General features: G+C 51.5%; 13 protein-coding genes. 7 read left to right on the top strand and 6 right to left on the bottom strand.

Features of this window, described 5'->3' with window-relative positions; genetic code table 11:
* Positions 1 to 86: 86 nt before the first annotated feature.
* Together CLV60_RS07080 and CLV60_RS07075 are read left to right on the top strand one after the other, a co-directional pair.
* Positions 87 to 2954 carry a DUF6493 family protein gene (locus CLV60_RS07080; RefSeq protein WP_106594675.1) on the top strand — a complete coding sequence of 956 codons (2868 nt, stop codon included), beginning with the start codon at positions 87 to 89 and terminating at the stop codon, positions 2952 to 2954.
* Positions 2951 to 4291 carry an SWIM zinc finger family protein gene (locus CLV60_RS07075; protein WP_106594674.1) on the top strand — a complete coding sequence of 447 codons (1341 nt, stop codon included), beginning with the start codon at positions 2951 to 2953 and terminating at the stop codon, positions 4289 to 4291. The genes CLV60_RS07080 and CLV60_RS07075 overlap by 4 nt, the downstream gene beginning before the upstream one ends.
* A 51-nt stretch (positions 4292 to 4342) precedes the next feature.
* Here CLV60_RS07075 and CLV60_RS07070 read toward each other — a convergent pair whose 3' ends face one another.
* Positions 4343 to 6781, bottom strand: coding sequence for an ABC transporter permease (locus CLV60_RS07070; RefSeq protein WP_106594673.1), 2439 nt, complete (start codon positions 6779 to 6781; stop codon positions 4343 to 4345).
* A gap of 294 nt (positions 6782 to 7075) precedes the next feature.
* Between CLV60_RS07070 and CLV60_RS07065 the strand changes: the two genes are divergently transcribed.
* From CLV60_RS07065 to CLV60_RS07055, 3 genes are read left to right on the top strand one after another with little or no spacing between them, the layout of a single operon-like run.
* Positions 7076 to 7465 carry a YybH family protein gene (locus CLV60_RS07065; protein WP_106594672.1) on the top strand — a complete coding sequence of 130 codons (390 nt, stop codon included), beginning with the start codon at positions 7076 to 7078 and terminating at the stop codon, positions 7463 to 7465.
* 32 nt (positions 7466 to 7497) lie between these two features.
* A complete protein-coding gene (locus CLV60_RS07060) occupies positions 7498 to 9429 on the top strand; it encodes a hypothetical protein (protein ID WP_106594671.1) in 1932 nt (643 codons plus the stop codon).
* A 24-nt stretch (positions 9430 to 9453) separates the two neighbouring features.
* Entirely contained in the window at positions 9454 to 10497 is a 1044-nt protein-coding gene (locus tag CLV60_RS07055; protein ID WP_106594670.1) for a ferritin-like domain-containing protein, read from the top strand.
* 78 nt (positions 10498 to 10575) lie between these two features.
* Here CLV60_RS07055 and CLV60_RS07050 read toward each other — a convergent pair whose 3' ends face one another.
* Positions 10576 to 11493, bottom strand: a complete 918-nt coding sequence (locus CLV60_RS07050) for a VOC family protein (RefSeq protein ID WP_106594669.1) — start codon at positions 11491 to 11493, stop codon at positions 10576 to 10578.
* 165 nt (positions 11494 to 11658) lie between these two features.
* Entirely contained in the window at positions 11659 to 12237 is a 579-nt protein-coding gene (locus tag CLV60_RS07045) for a hypothetical protein (protein ID WP_106594668.1), read from the bottom strand.
* Positions 12238 to 12496: 259 nt separating this feature from the next.
* On the opposite strand from CLV60_RS07045, the gene CLV60_RS07040 reads away from it, so the two are divergent.
* A complete protein-coding gene (locus CLV60_RS07040) occupies positions 12497 to 12898 on the top strand; it encodes a DUF3574 domain-containing protein (RefSeq protein ID WP_229210858.1) in 402 nt (133 codons plus the stop codon).
* A 21-nt stretch (positions 12899 to 12919) separates the two neighbouring features.
* On the opposite strand, the gene CLV60_RS07035 is transcribed toward CLV60_RS07040, so the two are convergent.
* Positions 12920 to 14200, bottom strand: coding sequence for a M14 family zinc carboxypeptidase (locus CLV60_RS07035; RefSeq protein ID WP_229210857.1), 1281 nt, complete (start codon positions 14198 to 14200; stop codon positions 12920 to 12922).
* Between the two features lie 177 nt (positions 14201 to 14377).
* Between CLV60_RS07035 and CLV60_RS07030 the strand changes: the two genes are divergently transcribed.
* Positions 14378 to 14851 carry a hypothetical protein gene (locus CLV60_RS07030; RefSeq protein ID WP_106594667.1) on the top strand — a complete coding sequence of 158 codons (474 nt, stop codon included), beginning with the start codon at positions 14378 to 14380 and terminating at the stop codon, positions 14849 to 14851.
* A gap of 63 nt (positions 14852 to 14914) precedes the next feature.
* Here the strand turns inward: CLV60_RS07030 and CLV60_RS07025 are convergent, their stop codons facing one another.
* Positions 14915 to 15766, bottom strand: coding sequence for a glycosyltransferase family 2 protein (locus CLV60_RS07025; RefSeq protein WP_106594666.1), 852 nt, complete (start codon positions 15764 to 15766; stop codon positions 14915 to 14917).
* 39 nt (positions 15767 to 15805) lie between these two features.
* A complete protein-coding gene (locus CLV60_RS07020; protein ID WP_106594665.1) occupies positions 15806 to 16276 on the bottom strand; it encodes an Lrp/AsnC family transcriptional regulator in 471 nt (156 codons plus the stop codon).
* Positions 16277 to 16290 lie beyond the last annotated feature (14 nt).

Below are 16290 nucleotides of genomic sequence, written 5' to 3'. Positions count from 1 at the left end.
AGGTTTAACACGGCAGGTTATCGAATTGCGGGTGATAGGTTTTTGGCGTGATTGTTTAAATTGCCAAAAACCTATCCCTGTCCTTAATGAGTAAATCGAAAAGTGCCTCCGGCAATGCCATTGCGGAACTGTACACGTCGCTGATCCAAAAAGGTAATCCCCGGGATTTACTGCCGTTTCTCAGGCTGCATGCTCATGCCAATAAAGCCGTATTAAGACAGGAAATCAAAAAGGCAAAGAAATACTGGCTCGACTACATTGAGCTTCCAACGGGTTCGGTCGTGGACGCGTTCTTTCGTACGTCCAGGTGGGGCCAACGTGGCAACGGGCAACAGCAGGAAATGGTGATACTGAGCGCCATCGCAGTGCTAGACAAAACTGAAATCATGCGCTGGGATGAAGCTTTCCCCTATTTCAGCAGATTGGACGAACCATTCGTGCGGGAAGTCGTCATGTGGGCTAAGCCCACATGGACCAACGGATTCCTATTAGGCCAATTGAAAAAAAACGATTGGTCCACACTTGACTATTTTCATTTGAAGCTGCTCGAAGAGCATGGGCTGGTGGAATACGAACCGGAGTTGTTTGTTCTGTCGATGACCAAGTTCCCGTTCCGGTTTTATCGGGATAATAGCCTCCTGACTGCTTACATGGAGAAAATAGTGAATGATCCGCTGGCCTGGCAACGTGAACTTCCGCTATTGTTTCAATATGAAACGGGGATTCAGAACCAGAGCATGCCGATTGCGTCGAACGAGCCGTTCAAAAATGTTTGGGAAATGATACTGGGCTCCTGGCTGGACCAGGGAAGGTTCGACCGTGCCTGGTTTGTTGAAAACTGCATACTCGTACAAACGAAAGAATGGAATGGCGGCCTCCGGGCGTTTTTTCGGAAACGGCTGGCCGATGCCTTGCCCACTACCGCAGAGTTGCTGGCCGCACAATACCCGCTTTTTGCATGCCTTCATGCACCACTTAATACGGTGGTGAGTTTTGCTGTGGACCTGATCCGTAAAATATGGAATGATGTAAATTTCAAATTCCAATCGTTTATCGAGTTTGTAGAGCCGGTGATGATGCGCGCCGACTGCAAAGGGGCAATTCGTCATACTTTAACCATTCTTGACAAAGCAGCGCAGCAATCGCCCGACTACCGCCCGGCAGTCAGCTACCTCGCCGCCGATGTGCTGGTCATCCCCGACTTATCCTTGCAGGAACGGGCAGTTAAAACTTTGAAAAAGACAGGTAATCCTACCGACTCGGTGCTCACCGACAAACTGAACATGTATGCCCCTCAATTGCAGGGGAACATCATGGAAATGCTGGGACCATTGCTTACAGGCAATATTCCGGAGGTACCCAACCAGTACGAGGCATATGTAACCGAGACAAGTTCGCATTCCATCATCCATGACGCCTCCCGCTTTCCTGAATTCATGGATTGGAATGACCTGCTGTTCCATTTCGGAAAATTCATTCAATCCGAGGAGGTGATGCATGCCGAAATGCTGATCGACGCTTTCGTTACAAAGCGGCATTTGTTCCCCGTCGACGCATTGGAACAATTAAAAACTTATGCCGACCAGCTCAGTGGCCTTTACTTCAACGCTCCTTACCGACGCATGGTCGGCGGGTTATTGATCCACCTCATCCGTCAGGAGGAGGGATTTTACCAACCAGAACGCGACCATTTGGGACGGTCTGAGATAGGTAACCTTGCGAAGCACCTGGTTCATCAAATACAGGAAAAAATAGTATCCGGTTCTAAAAGGTCGCTTTTATGCTTCCCTACGCATACGCCGCATTGGATCGATCCCTCGATCCTTATTGACCGCCTGGTCGCATATGCTCATGCAGGCGAGGCTGTCGACCCGGTTGATTTTGCGATAGCTATCAGCAGGACCCGGCGCGAAAATATCCCCGAAGCTGTTGAAAAAGCCCATCGGCTGCCTCAGCAATACCAGCAGTTGATGGCTTTTGTTCTCGGAACTACCGCGGAAATCCCGGCGCCTGAAAAGCCATCGATCTGGAAAAAGCTGTTCGGTTCAGCCAAGAACATCGATTATGTTCCCTGGGCCGTAGCCGCTCGCACCTTTTATCCCAACCAGGAATTTCAGGAATTCGAACACACCGACTTGAAAGGTGTGGTTAATGTGGTGTCGCCTTTCGCGCCAGAGGTACGGATCGATGTGCGGAGGCATGAAACACGTCATGCATTCAGCAAAAAGGTTGACAAATCTACAACCCGTCGGCTGATAGCCACGCTACCGAAGTCAAGATGGACTGGTAAACAGCCCCTGCTGTATAGTATGGATATTCACGAGCACAAAGACAGTGTCTGGGGTATCAATTTATCCTTCGGGAGTGTGTTGTTCTGGCACAGCGTCATGCCTCAGAATGATCAGGCGCTGGCATCTTTCCTGCTGCGTTATTGCTGTGAATATTCCGAAGGCCTCGGCGAGGACGACCTGAGGGCATTTCTGCTTATAGTATCAGATACAAGTTTCGTTTTTACCGACACAATTTATTACGTGATAGCGTGCTGCTATTTATACAAGGACTCGGGGCTGCGCAACTACGCTGCGGAGGTATCATTATTACTCATCTGCGAAAGGAGAATCGACGTCCGGCAGTTGGGTGAGAAACTCGCCAGATTGATTTCCGAGGGCTATGCCCCGCTGCAACGTTTTCTGGACGTGGCGGCGGTGATCAGGGACCATTCGGCGTTGCATAATGGCGCGCTTCTGACCTTGCTCGAAACGATCCTCGAACGATTTGAGCTGAAAGAAAAGTTACCAGCCGGGTTTAAAAAACTGCTGGAGATATATTACGACCTGCTCACCAAAACCGGTCAGGCGCCAGGTGTTAGCACGTTGCAAAATCTGACCAAAATTCCGGAAAGTCCTTCGTTAAAACCAATCATCAAACAACTTCAAAGCATTCCCCACCAGTGAACTCAACCGATTTTCAATACCAATATGCTGCCAGTTCGACGCTCGCCCGGGAAGGCGCAGCGAGCCTGCTCAAACTCGCTCATCACTCGGAAATTAATGAGGTTAATAATGTGCCCTGCTTTTTCTGGGGATCATTGACCGAACCCTACCTGACTGCCAGATGTTGGATTACGCTCGCCAAGGTGGTCAGAAGCAGTTTTGGGCTAATGCCGGTGTCGCTTCGCGATCCTATCGTTTCAGTCGGTGCCGAAAAACTGCGCTTCGAGGGATTTTCTTCGTGCAACGGCGTATATGTACGCCTGGACATGCTACCGGAAGCCGTGGACGGTGAATACGTTGCCAGCGGCACCACCAACGTCGATTTCAACGAACCGATGATCCATGCGCTGAATTTGGTTCAAAAAAATGAGCGTGTCGTTCTGGGCGTTGGTCAACGCGACGTCAGTGTAACTACCGAAAAGGCGAAGGTGATCGAAAAGAAAGTGGCATTGCCAAATCGGTGGATCAAAGGCCTTACGAATGTGCAGGTCAGTCTGGCCCAAATGAACCAGCTGTTCGCACTGAACCGGGTACAATGCATCCAGCTCTTCCAGGCCGTGCCCAAGGGCAATGCGAAAGGAACATACTATATCATTTTCCGCGCCGGTAAATATAGCTTGTCTACGCTGGCCACACCAGAATCAGTAAGGATAGGCGGCATTCAAAGGCTAAGGTTGCTGGAAGGAATCCTGCCATGGGTGCAGCAAATGCATTTGTACGAATCAGAAGACCGCGAAACTTGCGCCGCGGTGGCCGATTTTGGTAAAATGCGGTTGATGATGGCTTTTTCACCGGATGCCACGCGCGGCTTTTCAGGCGAAGGGTCGGCGCTCGAAAGCCTCACCCAACAAGTTTCCGACGAATGGATTTATGGCCTGAACTACCTCCTCAAATCCAATGAAACATTTGACCCGACGCTGGTATCAATCGAAAACGATGTCGATTTCGGGACAATGGACAGCCTTGTCGCGCATTTGTCGGCCATGGGCCTGCTCGGCTACGATGTTTTTGAACGCCAACACTTCTATCGGCGCCTTCCCTTCAAAACCGAAAGGATACTCGGCCTGAATCCGCGATTGAAAAACGCGCAAAAGCTGGTCAGCAATGACGACATTGTCATTCTTGAAAACCGCGCTGGCCGTGTAGAGGCGCGTGTCAAAGGAACCGGGGTATTCCACACGGTGCTGCTGCACGGCAACGAAGCGAAATGCACCTGCCAATGGTTTACGAGCTACCAGGGAAAAAGAGGGCTTTGCAAACACGTGCTGGCCGTACAAATGGTACTTGATGCGGGGTAACCACTACTGCGTCTGCCGCGTGCCAAGTCCCTTTTCGGGCGGTATTCCACCCTATTCGCTTCGTAAACTCCGCACCGGATCCAGCATCGCCGCGCGGAGGCTCTGGAAGCTCACAGTGACCAATGCAATGACGGTCATCAGTGATCCTGCCACGGCGAAAAGCCACCAGGAAACTGAGATTTTAAATTCGAAATTCTGCAACCACTGGTTCATTAGGTACCAGGCAATGGGTGAAGCGATGAGGATCGCCAGCACGACGGGTTTCAGAAAATCGCGGGAAAGTAACGCTACCACGCTGCCGACGGAAGCGCCAAGCACTTTTCTCACCCCTATCTCCTTGGTCCGTTGCTCCGCGGTGAACGTGGCCAGACCGAAAAGTCCCATACTCGCGATCAATACCGCCAGGATAGTCGCTGCCTCGATCAGCCTTGCCGTGCGGGTTTCGGACTGGTACGCCTGCGCAAGCGTTTCGTCCAGGAAGCTGTATTCAAAAACCTGGTCGGGGAATGCCCCGGTCCAGGCTTTTTCAATATCTGCCAATGCGCTTTGGATAGACGCCGATGTTGGCTTTTCGCTTTGCAGCTTGATGCCTGCCTGATAAAAATTATTGGGGACAACTTGAATGATGGTCGGGTCGATTTTCTGATGCAGCGAGTTGACGTGGAAATTGCGGACGACACCCACAATCGTGGCAAACTCGTTTCCATCGCCGTAATACACCCTTTGCCCGACAGCCGCTCGCGGATTGGCGATGCCGATCCGCCCGAGGAATATTTCATTGACAACAATCCTGAAATTCCGGGTGGTATCGCTGTCTTTCAACGGCTCGCCGGCCAGCATCCGGATGCCATAGGTATCGAAATAGTGTGAGTCGCCCATTTTCATCTGGGTTTTCACCTGAACCACCTTCGGTCCCTCCCGGTATTCCATCGCCTGCATCCAGTTGCTTTCCGCGGAGGCGCTGTTGAATGAAAAGCTCACGCCCCTGATTTGCGCGGAACGGATCAGTTGCTCGCGGAGCGTGTGCAGTTTTTCAGGTTTATTGTCGGGTAAACCTACGGTAATGATGGCCGATTTGTCGAAACCCAGGTCCGCATTGCGGAAGAAATCCAGCTGCCGGTCGATCAGCATGGCGCAGCATATCAGCACGAGCGAAACAGCGAATTGCACCACTACCAACCCTTCCCGCATAGAAAACCACTGCCCGGCGCGCACTGTCGCATTGCTTTTGAGTGCCCAGATCGGCGCCATACCCGACAACCGTAAAGCAGGGTAAATACCGGCTAATAAGGTAGTCATCAACAACAAAAAACCTGTAAAAATCGCTGTTGAGCCGGTAAACAGGTCGTCGACCGCAAGCGGAATGGCAAGTGCCGCCGCCAGAACCGGCAACAACAATACACTGAGTACCAGGGCCACCGTGCCCGCGAAAAACGTGATAAGCCCGGCTTCTGTCAGAAACTGGTATATCAGCGCTTTGCGGTTGCTGCCTATTGCCTTGCGTATGCCCACTTCTTTAGCGCGCTTGAATGCGCGCGCTGTGCTGAGGTTGATGAAATTGAAGCAGGCGATCAACAGAACGAGCGCGCCGATTACGGAGAGTGTTTTCAGCAAGCCTACATTCGCGCTCCTGCCGCCAAAGTTTCCTGCATAGTGGATTTCAGACAGGTGATTGAGCTTGAAACGCTTGTCCGAAAGCGCCTCCTTACCCATATATTTCACTACTACGGATTCCAAACGCCCGATGAGTTGCTCCGGGGCAACATCATTTTTCAATACGACAAACACCTGAAAATTGTCATTCCAGCCATTCCATTTGTTCTCCTCAAAACCGGGGTCAACCTGCTTCACCGTCGCGAACGATACAAGCATATTGAACGGGAAGCTCGTGGTAGCCGGGTAGTCCTCCACAACGCCGGTAACTGTCAAATCCTGTTTGTTATCCATCCGAATCGTATTTCCGAGCACATCCACAGTCCCGAAATACTTTTCCGCGTAACCGCGCGTGAGCACGATCGCGTTCGGCTGCGACAATGCGCGTGCGGGATCGCCCGCTACCCAGGTATAGTCGAGCGTGCGGAAGAGGGCATTATCCGCAAACACGACCGATTCCCTGAACGCCGGAACGCCGGCCGCCGGAACGCCGGTGGCCGGCATTCCGGTGGCCGGCATTCCGGCGACCATGGTCTTGCCTCCCCTTTGCATAATGGGTGCGACGGTTTCGGCTTCGGGCAGATCGGCACGTAATGCATTGGCCATGCCGGTGTAGGTGCCCGGATAGGTGTGATTTTCCTTGATATTCTCAGTTTCGACCCGGTAAATGCGGTCCAGCCGCGATTGAGCAAGGTCGTAGCTCGTCTCGTGCCGTATCACCAGAAAGAGCAGTATCGCACAGGCCATACCCACAGCGAGACCTGTCACATTGATGAACGAATAGCCTTTGCCATTTAAAAAACTCCTGAAAGCGATGGTTAAGTGGTTTTTGATCATGACCGGGTGCGAAGTTTAGATTCGCCTCGCGCAACACTAATGGCGTGCCGGTTTTGACAAAACCTTCAAATGAGCCTTACAGCCTTCTTTTCATCAAAAAAACCTTCACAAAACTGTCCGCTTCCGAACGCCGAACGTACCAAAACGGACAGGAATGCCTGCATCCAAAAAAGCGGAACACATCATCGGAACGAGCTTTTTTTGACCGTTTAATAACTAATTCTACAAACAACTAGAACTAATAAGTAAAAATAAAAGACGCGGTTACTTCCCCTTCAAACAAGCTTTATTCCCATGAATTCAGACAACGACAGACAACAAATTGAAAAACTGCGGCTGATCGTCCAGGAAGCGGAAAACACCGGCAACCTGGAAATGATGACCGCCATCCTCGCCGATGACATCACGGTCATCGCTCCCGGCTCGCCGGTTATTAACACCAAAGCCGGCGGCGTCGACTTCCTGCGCTCCTGGTTCGATGCCTTTTACATTGAGATATCCTACGAATCACAGGATATCGAGATCCGGGAAGACCTTGCCTATGAATGGGCGATCTACCAGCAGACAACCACCGACAAACAAACCGGTGAAAAAGCATCGGAAACCGGCAGGATGCTCTGGATTTACAAAAAGTACAATGGAACATGGCTGCAACATTTTATCATCTGGAATACAGCCGCTTAAAGAATATTATCCTCACAATAAATTAAAACACCATGTCTTATCTTCATGCCCCAAGGCTCGTGTTCACGGGCGACTTTTTGTCCGATGTCAGCACAGTCAACAACGACACGGCCCATTACAACAATGCCACTTTCCAACCCAATTTCCAGGATCCCGGCCAGGGAGCTACCAACGGCTGGTGGAATCCTGAGGGAGGTGCGGTTTTCGATTTTCAGAACTGCGCGGTGAAGCAGATTTTCCTGCCCGACGGCACCACGCAGAGCTCCCCAGCCGACGATATTATCATTGGCCAGGCCGTAGTGGGCGCCGAAGGCCGTCCGACGGGTAAAATGGTGGACCTCGACCCCGACGCGCAGATGTTTTCCGCATTGTGGTGCGTCCAGCTCCGTATTTGTACAGCCAATGGCGACCTGCTTTTTAAAGGTGATATTACCACCACCTCCTTCCGCGATCTTCAAATGCGACAGCTCGATGGCGGCAAAAGCAACGGGCAGCCGCTGGGCGCCAGCTGGACGTCGGTGATTACCAATGTCGAATGGGGTGCGCTGGCGGAGCAATCTGCTTTCCTGAAAACACTGCGTACGACCACACAGAACAACACCCTGGCCATTAACATGAACCCGTTCGGCTATTATTACAGCCACAACGACGGTCGGTTTTCGCTGGGAAGGATCATCGGTTCCATCGGTCCGTATTTCGAAAACGAGCCGTTCACGTTCGCAGCCGCGCGCAGGCTGTACGGTATCAACTATACCCCGAGCGCCCGTGGTACCTTTTTCAGCATCTCGAATTTCCTGGTGGAGCCCGACGCCAAACGGGTAAGTGTCGATTTCGGGGCGAGCTTTCCGGTGGCCGACTCTATCGGTACGGTCAACTACAAACAGGATCTTCGCCTGGCCGTCAGTAAAATACCACAAGCGGGCGTAGCGAGTCGTCAGACACCGACTTTCTACATTAATCCGAATGATTTTATCGAAATTGGGGCATTGGATTACCAATCCGACCCCAATTGGCTGAACCAGACAGGCGGGATCGTTTCTTTCAACAATTTGCCTGACACAACCGTGTCGGCGTTGGCTGCCAACCAGTTGATCCTGGTATCGCCATCGACAAGCCAGCCGGGTCAGTTTGCGATCATCGCACGTGAAGCCATCGACGGGCTCGTGGCGCGGGCCGATAATTTCATCCAGCGCCTGGACGACGGTCAGTCGGTGAACATCGATTTTTATGCCTACCAGTGGGGAAAACTGCTTCCGAATGCCAGCATCAGTGTAACGCTTGACCCACCTACCCCGGATACGCCGGTCGGTCCGCAGAACCCGATCTCGGAAATTTACGGCAACAATTTCCCTGCGGAAGGACTGACATTCAACGGGCAGATCTCGACCAACCCGCAAGGCAAAGCACAAATGCAGCTCACCGGCAACGCCATTTACAGCCCAAGGGTTTACATCGACGGGCAGATCTACTTCATTACTTACCAAACCCCGACGGTCGATCAGGCATTCGGTACGGAACAAGTTGTGGTGCACCTGCGCGACTATTTCGAGGAAATCGCCAACCCTGTTTGGGGAGATATTTCGGAGATGATGATCCAGTACAGCAACCTGTACCCCATCATGAGCAAGTACGTGGTGAACCTGGCCGATCCGGAGGCGCTCGCGGAGAAAAAGAAGATCCTGATTTTTGCCTTCTCCCGTGATATGAACGACACGATGCACATGCCTGTGACGCGCGATCTGTCTTCTACCAAGCGTAATACCATCCTGAACTGGCTTCACAACCCGCAAATCGCTCCGAAACCCGTGGTAAGGTCCGAAGCCCGGGAGGCTAAGGCTGCCAATCCGGTTGCACCCGGCACTGCGCTGACCGACAAACAAGCCAGTTACAAGGAAGCGGTGAAAGCCAAAAACGGGTCTTTTCCGGGCTTCGCCGCCACCAACGATTTGTTTGAAAATCTGTGATTTACGATCTAAAATTCCTTCACCATGTTACAAATAGATTCAAGATATATTGAGAAGGCATTGACCGCCAATGCCCTGGAAGAACTCTATCCGCTTCTTCAAAATGCTATCGAACTGGAACATTCGACAATTCCGCCCTACCTCACCGCGATGTTCTCCCTGAACCCCGGCACCAACCCCGTGCAGCGGCAGATCATTCATTCGATCGTGATCGAGGAAATGCTGCACATGACTATCGCGGCGAATATCCTGAATGCCCTTGGCGGGAAGCCGGTGATCAACAGCGCCGATTTTGTACCGGAATACCCTGGTCCATTGCCGATGGGCATTGGCAACGGCCTCATCGTCGGATTGGAAAAATACTCGACGGATGTCGTCAAAAATGTGTTTATGGAGATTGAAGAACCCGAGAATCCAATCGTTTTCAAATCGGTGAGTCTGGCTGAAATGCCTACATACAGTACCATCGGGGCTTTTTACCAGGCTATTCAGCAAAAGATAGAAGAACTGGCACCGGACGAGCTGCCGGGCGACAAAAGCAAACAGGTCACCTCGTCGTTTTTCCCAGCCGACGAGCTTTTTCCTATTTATACCAAACAAAACGCGATCGACGCGATTAACATCATCATCGAACAGGGCGAAGGAACTTCCACCTCCCCGCTCGACCAGGAAGATGAACTCGCACATTACTACCGTTTTGAAGAACTTTACAAGGGAAAAAGACTGGTAAAAGACGATACCGCGCCTAACGGCTATTCTTTCTCGGGACCGCCAATACCATTTTCTCCCGACGGCGTTTTTCCCTTGTTTCCCAATACCAAAACCAGCATGCTTCCGGTCGGCAGCGAAGAATGGAACCGGATGAACGAGTTCAACACGAGCTATTACTCATTGCTGTCGGGACTTCATACGACATTCAACGGCCAGCCCGGAATGCTCGACAATACCGTGGGTGTGATGTATGACCTCAAACTGACCGCCCAGAAATTGTGCGCCACGCCTTTCCCCGGCAAACCCGGCTATAACATCGGGCCATCGTTCGAATTTATCGTTCCCGCGGGAAGTTAGGTAGGTCTGTCACGCTGAGCGAAGTCGAAGCGCATGCAAGATGCGCTTCGACTTCGCTCAGCGTGACAACAAAATGCCTCACTTTCCTTCAAATGCACGTTTCAGCGCGGCAATTTCAAGCCTTTTCATAGGCAGTAATGCCTGCGTAACCCGGTTGAGCTGCTCCCGGGTACCATTCACCATCATGTCTTCCAGCTCTATGGGCGAGATTTGCCACGACACGCCGAATTTGTCTTTAATCCAGCCGCATTGCTCCGCTTCGGGTACCGCCGATAATTTTTGGGTAAAATAATCGAGCTCCTCCTGGTCTTCACAGTTCACAACAATTGAAATGCCTTCATTGAAACCGAATTTGTGTTCATGGGCGCTATCCATTGCTGTGAACCAGGAATCTTCCAGCTTGAAGTCCGCAAACATGACGCTACCGGGCTTGTCGGGTGCGTGGCCTTCGGGATAGCGATGCAGAGATCCCAGTTTGGAATGCTCGAAAACAGAACAGTAAAAATTAATCGCCTCCTCGGCCCTGCCGCATTGGTCGCCGACAAAGAGTAACGACGTGATAATCGGCGGCCTGGGCTCTCCTTCCGGATTGGTGAGGATCAGCTGCCAGGAAACGCCGTACCTATCCTGCACCCAGCCATACCGTTTGCTGAACGGGTATTCGTCGATCGGCATCAGGGCGTTTCCGCCGTCGGCCAGTTTGTTCCATACCTCATCCATTTTCGCGCGGGCCGACTCTTCCGAACCACCGAACAGCAGCGGGTCGAAATTGACCATGAAAGAAATGGAGGGATTGGGCTTGAAAATCGGGCCGGCACTAATGGCCATGAATTTCTGGCCCCAGAGCTCGAATATGACCATATCGGCGTCGCCCGAGGGAGTATCTTCCATACGCGTGACGCTCGTAACCCGGGATTCCGGAAACACCGATGCGTAAAACTCCGCCGCTTCCGCAGCTTCCTTGTCAAACCATAAATGCGGGACGATTTTCTGCATGACCTTTTCGTTTTTGATGGATACCTTAACGAGCGTACTGACAGCGGTTGCTAAAAATAGCTAATTTCCGTGCCACACGGCTACATGCGCCCGCACAAAAAAACGCTGTTCCCCAACCGGAAAGGTCGGAGAACAGCGTTTTTCGAATGCCTGCAAATTCCGGAATCAGACCGCTTCCAGTGCTTTCTGCGCAGCCTGGATCGCCAGCTTCGCCAATTCGGGCGCTAGCTCTTCGAAGAAATCCTTCAACTTTTGCCCGAACACATAAGCCTGCCATTCCGACGATGTCTTGGCCTCTTTAATGTCGAGGTAAATACCGTCCGCGTCGATCCTGAGGATAATGTTCTGTTCCATGCCGCGCGGGAAGATGATCTCGGCGAGCTGTTTGGTCGTATAATGGTCGCGGTACACGATCTTGTCCTGATCGTTGTCGCCCATTACCCGGTTGATCCGCAAGCCCGCGCCCGGGTCGCCGCTATGACGCTGTGCCGCCGAATAGGCGCAAATCACACGGGCTTTCGGTTTCCCGTCCTTGTCGCCGCCGTCGGGAATCCCGCAGCCACCCGCCACAAGATGCGCGCCGGCCTTGATAATGACCTGCTTTCCACCGTCATTTTTGCCTACCGGCTCGTCGGTAACGAAATCCCGGTACTCACCCTCGTTATCCGTATCGTGGCACCAGATAATGTAGTCTTCCTCGGTGTTGTTCTTGATTTCATTGATCCAAGAAATGTCCCTGCTCATAAGTTTGATGGTTTAAAGTTGTGGAATTTTGTAACCGCTAACGGAGGTAAAAGTGAATTTTGATTTGAGGAAACTCAAAAAAATGGGACGGACGCCGCCGTGCAGGGATGAATGCAAGGAAGTTTGGGAAACAAAGGTGAAGTCAAAGTACTACATTTAATCAATTTATTTCTACAATTTGAGCAACCTGGGTAACTTGTGGGATATCGATGGGTGCACTAAATTTCCGCATCCAATGGCAAATCTGACTACCTGAACGATGATCAACTTGAAACGCATGCAAAAATGGGCGATGGTCGGCTGCTTCGGCCTTGCATCCTGCGCCGGTTACCAGCGCACCGACCTCTATTTCGGGAGAGACATCCCAGGCGGCGGCACCGTGAGCGAGCAGCAATGGAAGAATTTCAGCGATAGCGTCATCAGCAGCTACTTCCCCGAAGGCTACACCGAATGGGACGCCAACGGCCGCTGGAAAGATACCGACACCAAACAAACTATCACCGAGCCAACCAAAGTGGTGACGTTTTTCGGCAAGAAAACCAAAGAAAGAAGCGCCTCGCTCGACAGCATTGCCCAGCGCTACCTGCGCCGTTTCCGCCAGCAAAGTGTACTCCGGACTGATATTAAATCCAAAGTGAAGTTTATCAATAAAAAGCCCTGATGGGGCAACTGTTTCAGCCTGTTACTCAAAATAATGGTAAAAAACCTCCGGCAGCTTGTTTCCGAGTGAAATCCAGTCGGCGGCAAGAGGCGCTTTATTAAGGCCTTTGATCCACTCGTAGTTCAATTCGTAGACGGCGGCATAAATACCGAACCGCGTCAGGAATCCCTCTCCCAATGTGCCCGGGTTTCTGAAACTCGCCTTGGTAGCACCTTCCGTAAACCAGGTATGCTTACGCAGGAGCGATTCCAGCTTGTCCATACTGGCCAGGTAATCGGCAATGTCGCCGTCGGGTCGGCTTATATGGAGGTTTCCGCCGGCATCGTTGTGAATGTCCAGTGCAAGATCTGGCTTCTTGTTTGCCCTGATCATCTGTTGCAGCCACTGTTCGAGGTAGTAGTTTTCAGGCGCAATGAGCTCGTCTGCGGGCTTGTCCCACTTACGGTTCAGGTCGTAACCGTTGGCGTTGAACCGCGTTTTGCCCCGCGCCACACCGTCCTTATTGGCCATGGGCAGGATGTACACGCAGTACCGCTTCAAATGCCGTTTGACATCATCGTCGTTGCTGAGGAGTTTTTGCACCAGCCCCTCCACGGTCCAGTTTCCGCCAGCCTCGAACGCATGAGCCCTCGCACGCAGAAAGAGCCGTTTGGGGGCATTTTCGTGACCGATCCGGATGATTTCCAGCGACCTCCCTTCCGAAGTTTTCCCGATGGTGGTAATGCCCACCAGTTTGTTCGTCCTGATCTTGGCCAGCATTTTATCCAGATCGCTGATCCGGTACGGTTCCACGCTCGCAATGTACGCAAATGGCGCCTCCATCCTAAACTTGAACTGCATCCTTCGCCCCGGCGATGCCGCACCGCCCGACGGCCCGCCGCCCGGCAATACCTGTATGGAGCGGCTTTCCCATTTTTGGTTATCAAAAGAAATCACGAACCGGGATCGCTCGGAAAGGTCGCTGGCGAACCGGTTGTTCCAGATATTGTCAAAATTTTCCAGGATCACGGTCACCTCGGTGCCCGTCGCCGCCTCCACCCTGAAATGGAAGTGGTTCACAGCCCTGTTCCGCGAGAAGCGTTCGTGATCGTACACCAGGCTACCCACCACCCTGCCTGCCGAATCGATCCGCCAGTTCATGGGCGAGGCATTCTCAAATCCGGTATGAACAAAGATTCTGGATGCGGCGATGCTGTCGGCCTTCTCGCCGGAGCTTTGCGCACGTACATCCATGCCCAGGCTGATGCCTGCAAGCAGCCAGCCGGCCATCAGTCCCATCAAATGCATTCTTGATTTCATCATTCGGTCGAATCTCTGATTTTATTATCTCAAAGCACTCCTGTGCACGTGCACGTTCCCACAAAAGCGACTTGTAACCTTGTTCTACTTTCAAAAAGCTGGCCTGCTCCGAGACCGCAATCGCTGGCACAGTTTTTGGCCTTTTTAACTGTACGAAATCAACAAATAACACATATGACTATGAAGAAGATAATGATCACAGCTGCTATGGTATTACTGTGCGCGACAACGGCAGCATTTGCACAAAGTACTACCAGTTCTACCGACAAGTCGAAAACAACGAAGGCTACGGGCCAAGGCCTGAAAACGCCCGCGCCGGAGAACGAGCAAAAGAGTGCCGACCAATCGGGCAAGCCTATTCCCACCGACCAGGTAGCCCAGAAAAGCAGCGAAAACGACGGCAGTAACCGCCCCGGCGGTGCCACCCATGAAAACGCGAACGATGTAGGCAGGTACTCCGATCGTGAGGACAACAATTCGATGTTGTTTTCCAGAGAAGCAATCGCAACACGCCGTAAAAATCTTACAGAACCGGATGTGACCGTGAAGGAAGGCAGCGGCTCAGCCCCAAAGAACACGAAAAACCACACAGGCACCACCGGCAACTACCGGAACCTGGCCACACAAACCAGCGGCGTGCCGTCCCGGGAATAGAACCGCGGTTATCGGCACAAAGCAAAGCCCCGAGATATCTCCCGGGGCTTTGCTTTGACAAATTCAGTTGCTTTGCTGCGCTTTCAATTTGTCTAAAATCTTTAAAATCGTCGTGTCCTCCACCGCATTGGACTCGCTGTCGTGGTAATGGAATTCTTCCATTTTTCGTTTGCGTTTCGTGTCACTGATACCCCTCTCCACTTTTTGCCGGTATTCTTCCAGCGACCGGCAATAGTAATGATTTAGTTGAATGGTGTCTACACTCACATCTGCAAACGCCCCGTCAATAGGCACAAAATGCTCATTCACACAGGAATATCCTGACTTGAATTTGAAACAATGCGATTTGAAAGCCGATTGCACAAACCGTGGCTGGACAATACTTTTAATATGGCGGTTGGGCGGGAAAGAAACCTCCGATCGTCTGGTAAAATTTTCCAGTTGGCTACCGGCCGGTTTTTCAATGTGGTTATTCGAGCCAAATATCAACCACGACAGTCCAAGGCCACCGTAACCCTCGTATTTTTCAAGCAATTGGGGCAGGTTTGCATCTTCATTTTTGGGTACGATAAACTCGTCCATATCAATGAATCCGATCCACCTGGAATTATAACCGAAGTTATCAATGCAATGCTGATACGCCTTCACGTGCATATTCTGCCCGGGAATACGCGTAACCGTTACCCACTCGCTGTATCCAATGGCAGCCATGACATCCTTAACCGGACGCTTACTGCCATTATCATAAATATAAAAATGCTCCACCCCGATTTTCCGGTGATAATCCAGCCATTCGGCCAGGTAATCATTTTCATCTTTGACAATACAGCAAATGGATAAATAATACTGAGATTCAACAGATTGATCCGTACGGGAGCTGCGGAATTTGGAAAGCAGATTTTTGAAAGAAAACATAAATGGCTAATAAGATTTTGTCGATGACATGCGCCAAAGTTATGGCTTATTGATGGGAATACTCAGCCCGGCTTTTACAATATCCAGCACGATACTGGTTTTAAAGCTTTTAACATTGTTATTCCCAAAAAACAATTGCTGGGTCAGTTCTTCATACTCTTTCATACTGTAAACGACCAGTATCAGAATGAAATCCACGTCACCCGTCACGTAATAGCATTGCTGCACCTGCGGGGTGCTGCTGAAAATCGCCTTGGCCTGTTTGATGATCTCCACCTTTTCCACTTCCATCTTCACCTCGGCAAAGACAGTGATCGGTCGGCCCAGTTTTTCGGGGTCGAGTACGGAAATATCCGCTCTGATCACCCCCGTTTCCCGAAGCCTTTTGATACGCCGCTGCACCGCGGGCGCCGACAGGCCGATCTGCTCCCCGATATCGCGCTGGGGCGTGGTATTATCGGCTTGGAGGATCGCCAGAATGGAAATGTCGAATGCGTCGAGTGGTATCATAAGGTCAGTGCAAC

The sequence above is a fragment of the Dyadobacter jiangsuensis genome (genome assembly GCF_003014695.1).
Lineage (GTDB): Bacteria > Bacteroidota > Bacteroidia > Cytophagales > Spirosomataceae > Dyadobacter > Dyadobacter jiangsuensis.
Note: the sequence above shows the minus strand (reverse complement) of the source record. Positions and strands in the feature narration are given on the sequence as shown.

Coding starts and splice junctions, on each gene's coding strand:
- CLV60_RS07080 (WP_106594675.1), top strand. CDS start 87: ATGAGTAAATCGAAAAGTGCCTCCGGCAATGCCATTGCGGAACTGTAC.
- CLV60_RS07070 (WP_106594673.1), bottom strand. CDS start 6,781: ATGATCAAAAACCACTTAACCATCGCTTTCAGGAGTTTTTTAAATGGC.
- CLV60_RS07065 (WP_106594672.1), top strand. CDS start 7,076: ATGAATTCAGACAACGACAGACAACAAATTGAAAAACTGCGGCTGATC.
- CLV60_RS07060 (WP_106594671.1), top strand. CDS start 7,498: ATGTCTTATCTTCATGCCCCAAGGCTCGTGTTCACGGGCGACTTTTTG.
- CLV60_RS07055 (WP_106594670.1), top strand. CDS start 9,454: ATGTTACAAATAGATTCAAGATATATTGAGAAGGCATTGACCGCCAAT.
- CLV60_RS07050 (WP_106594669.1), bottom strand. CDS start 11,493: ATGCAGAAAATCGTCCCGCATTTATGGTTTGACAAGGAAGCTGCGGAA.
- CLV60_RS07045 (WP_106594668.1), bottom strand. CDS start 12,237: ATGAGCAGGGACATTTCTTGGATCAATGAAATCAAGAACAACACCGAG.
- CLV60_RS07040 (WP_229210858.1), top strand. CDS start 12,497: ATGATCAACTTGAAACGCATGCAAAAATGGGCGATGGTCGGCTGCTTC.
- CLV60_RS07035 (WP_229210857.1), bottom strand. CDS start 14,200: ATGATGAAATCAAGAATGCATTTGATGGGACTGATGGCCGGCTGGCTG.
- CLV60_RS07030 (WP_106594667.1), top strand. CDS start 14,378: ATGAAGAAGATAATGATCACAGCTGCTATGGTATTACTGTGCGCGACA.
- CLV60_RS07025 (WP_106594666.1), bottom strand. CDS start 15,766: ATGTTTTCTTTCAAAAATCTGCTTTCCAAATTCCGCAGCTCCCGTACG.
- CLV60_RS07020 (WP_106594665.1), bottom strand. CDS start 16,276: ATGATACCACTCGACGCATTCGACATTTCCATTCTGGCGATCCTCCAA.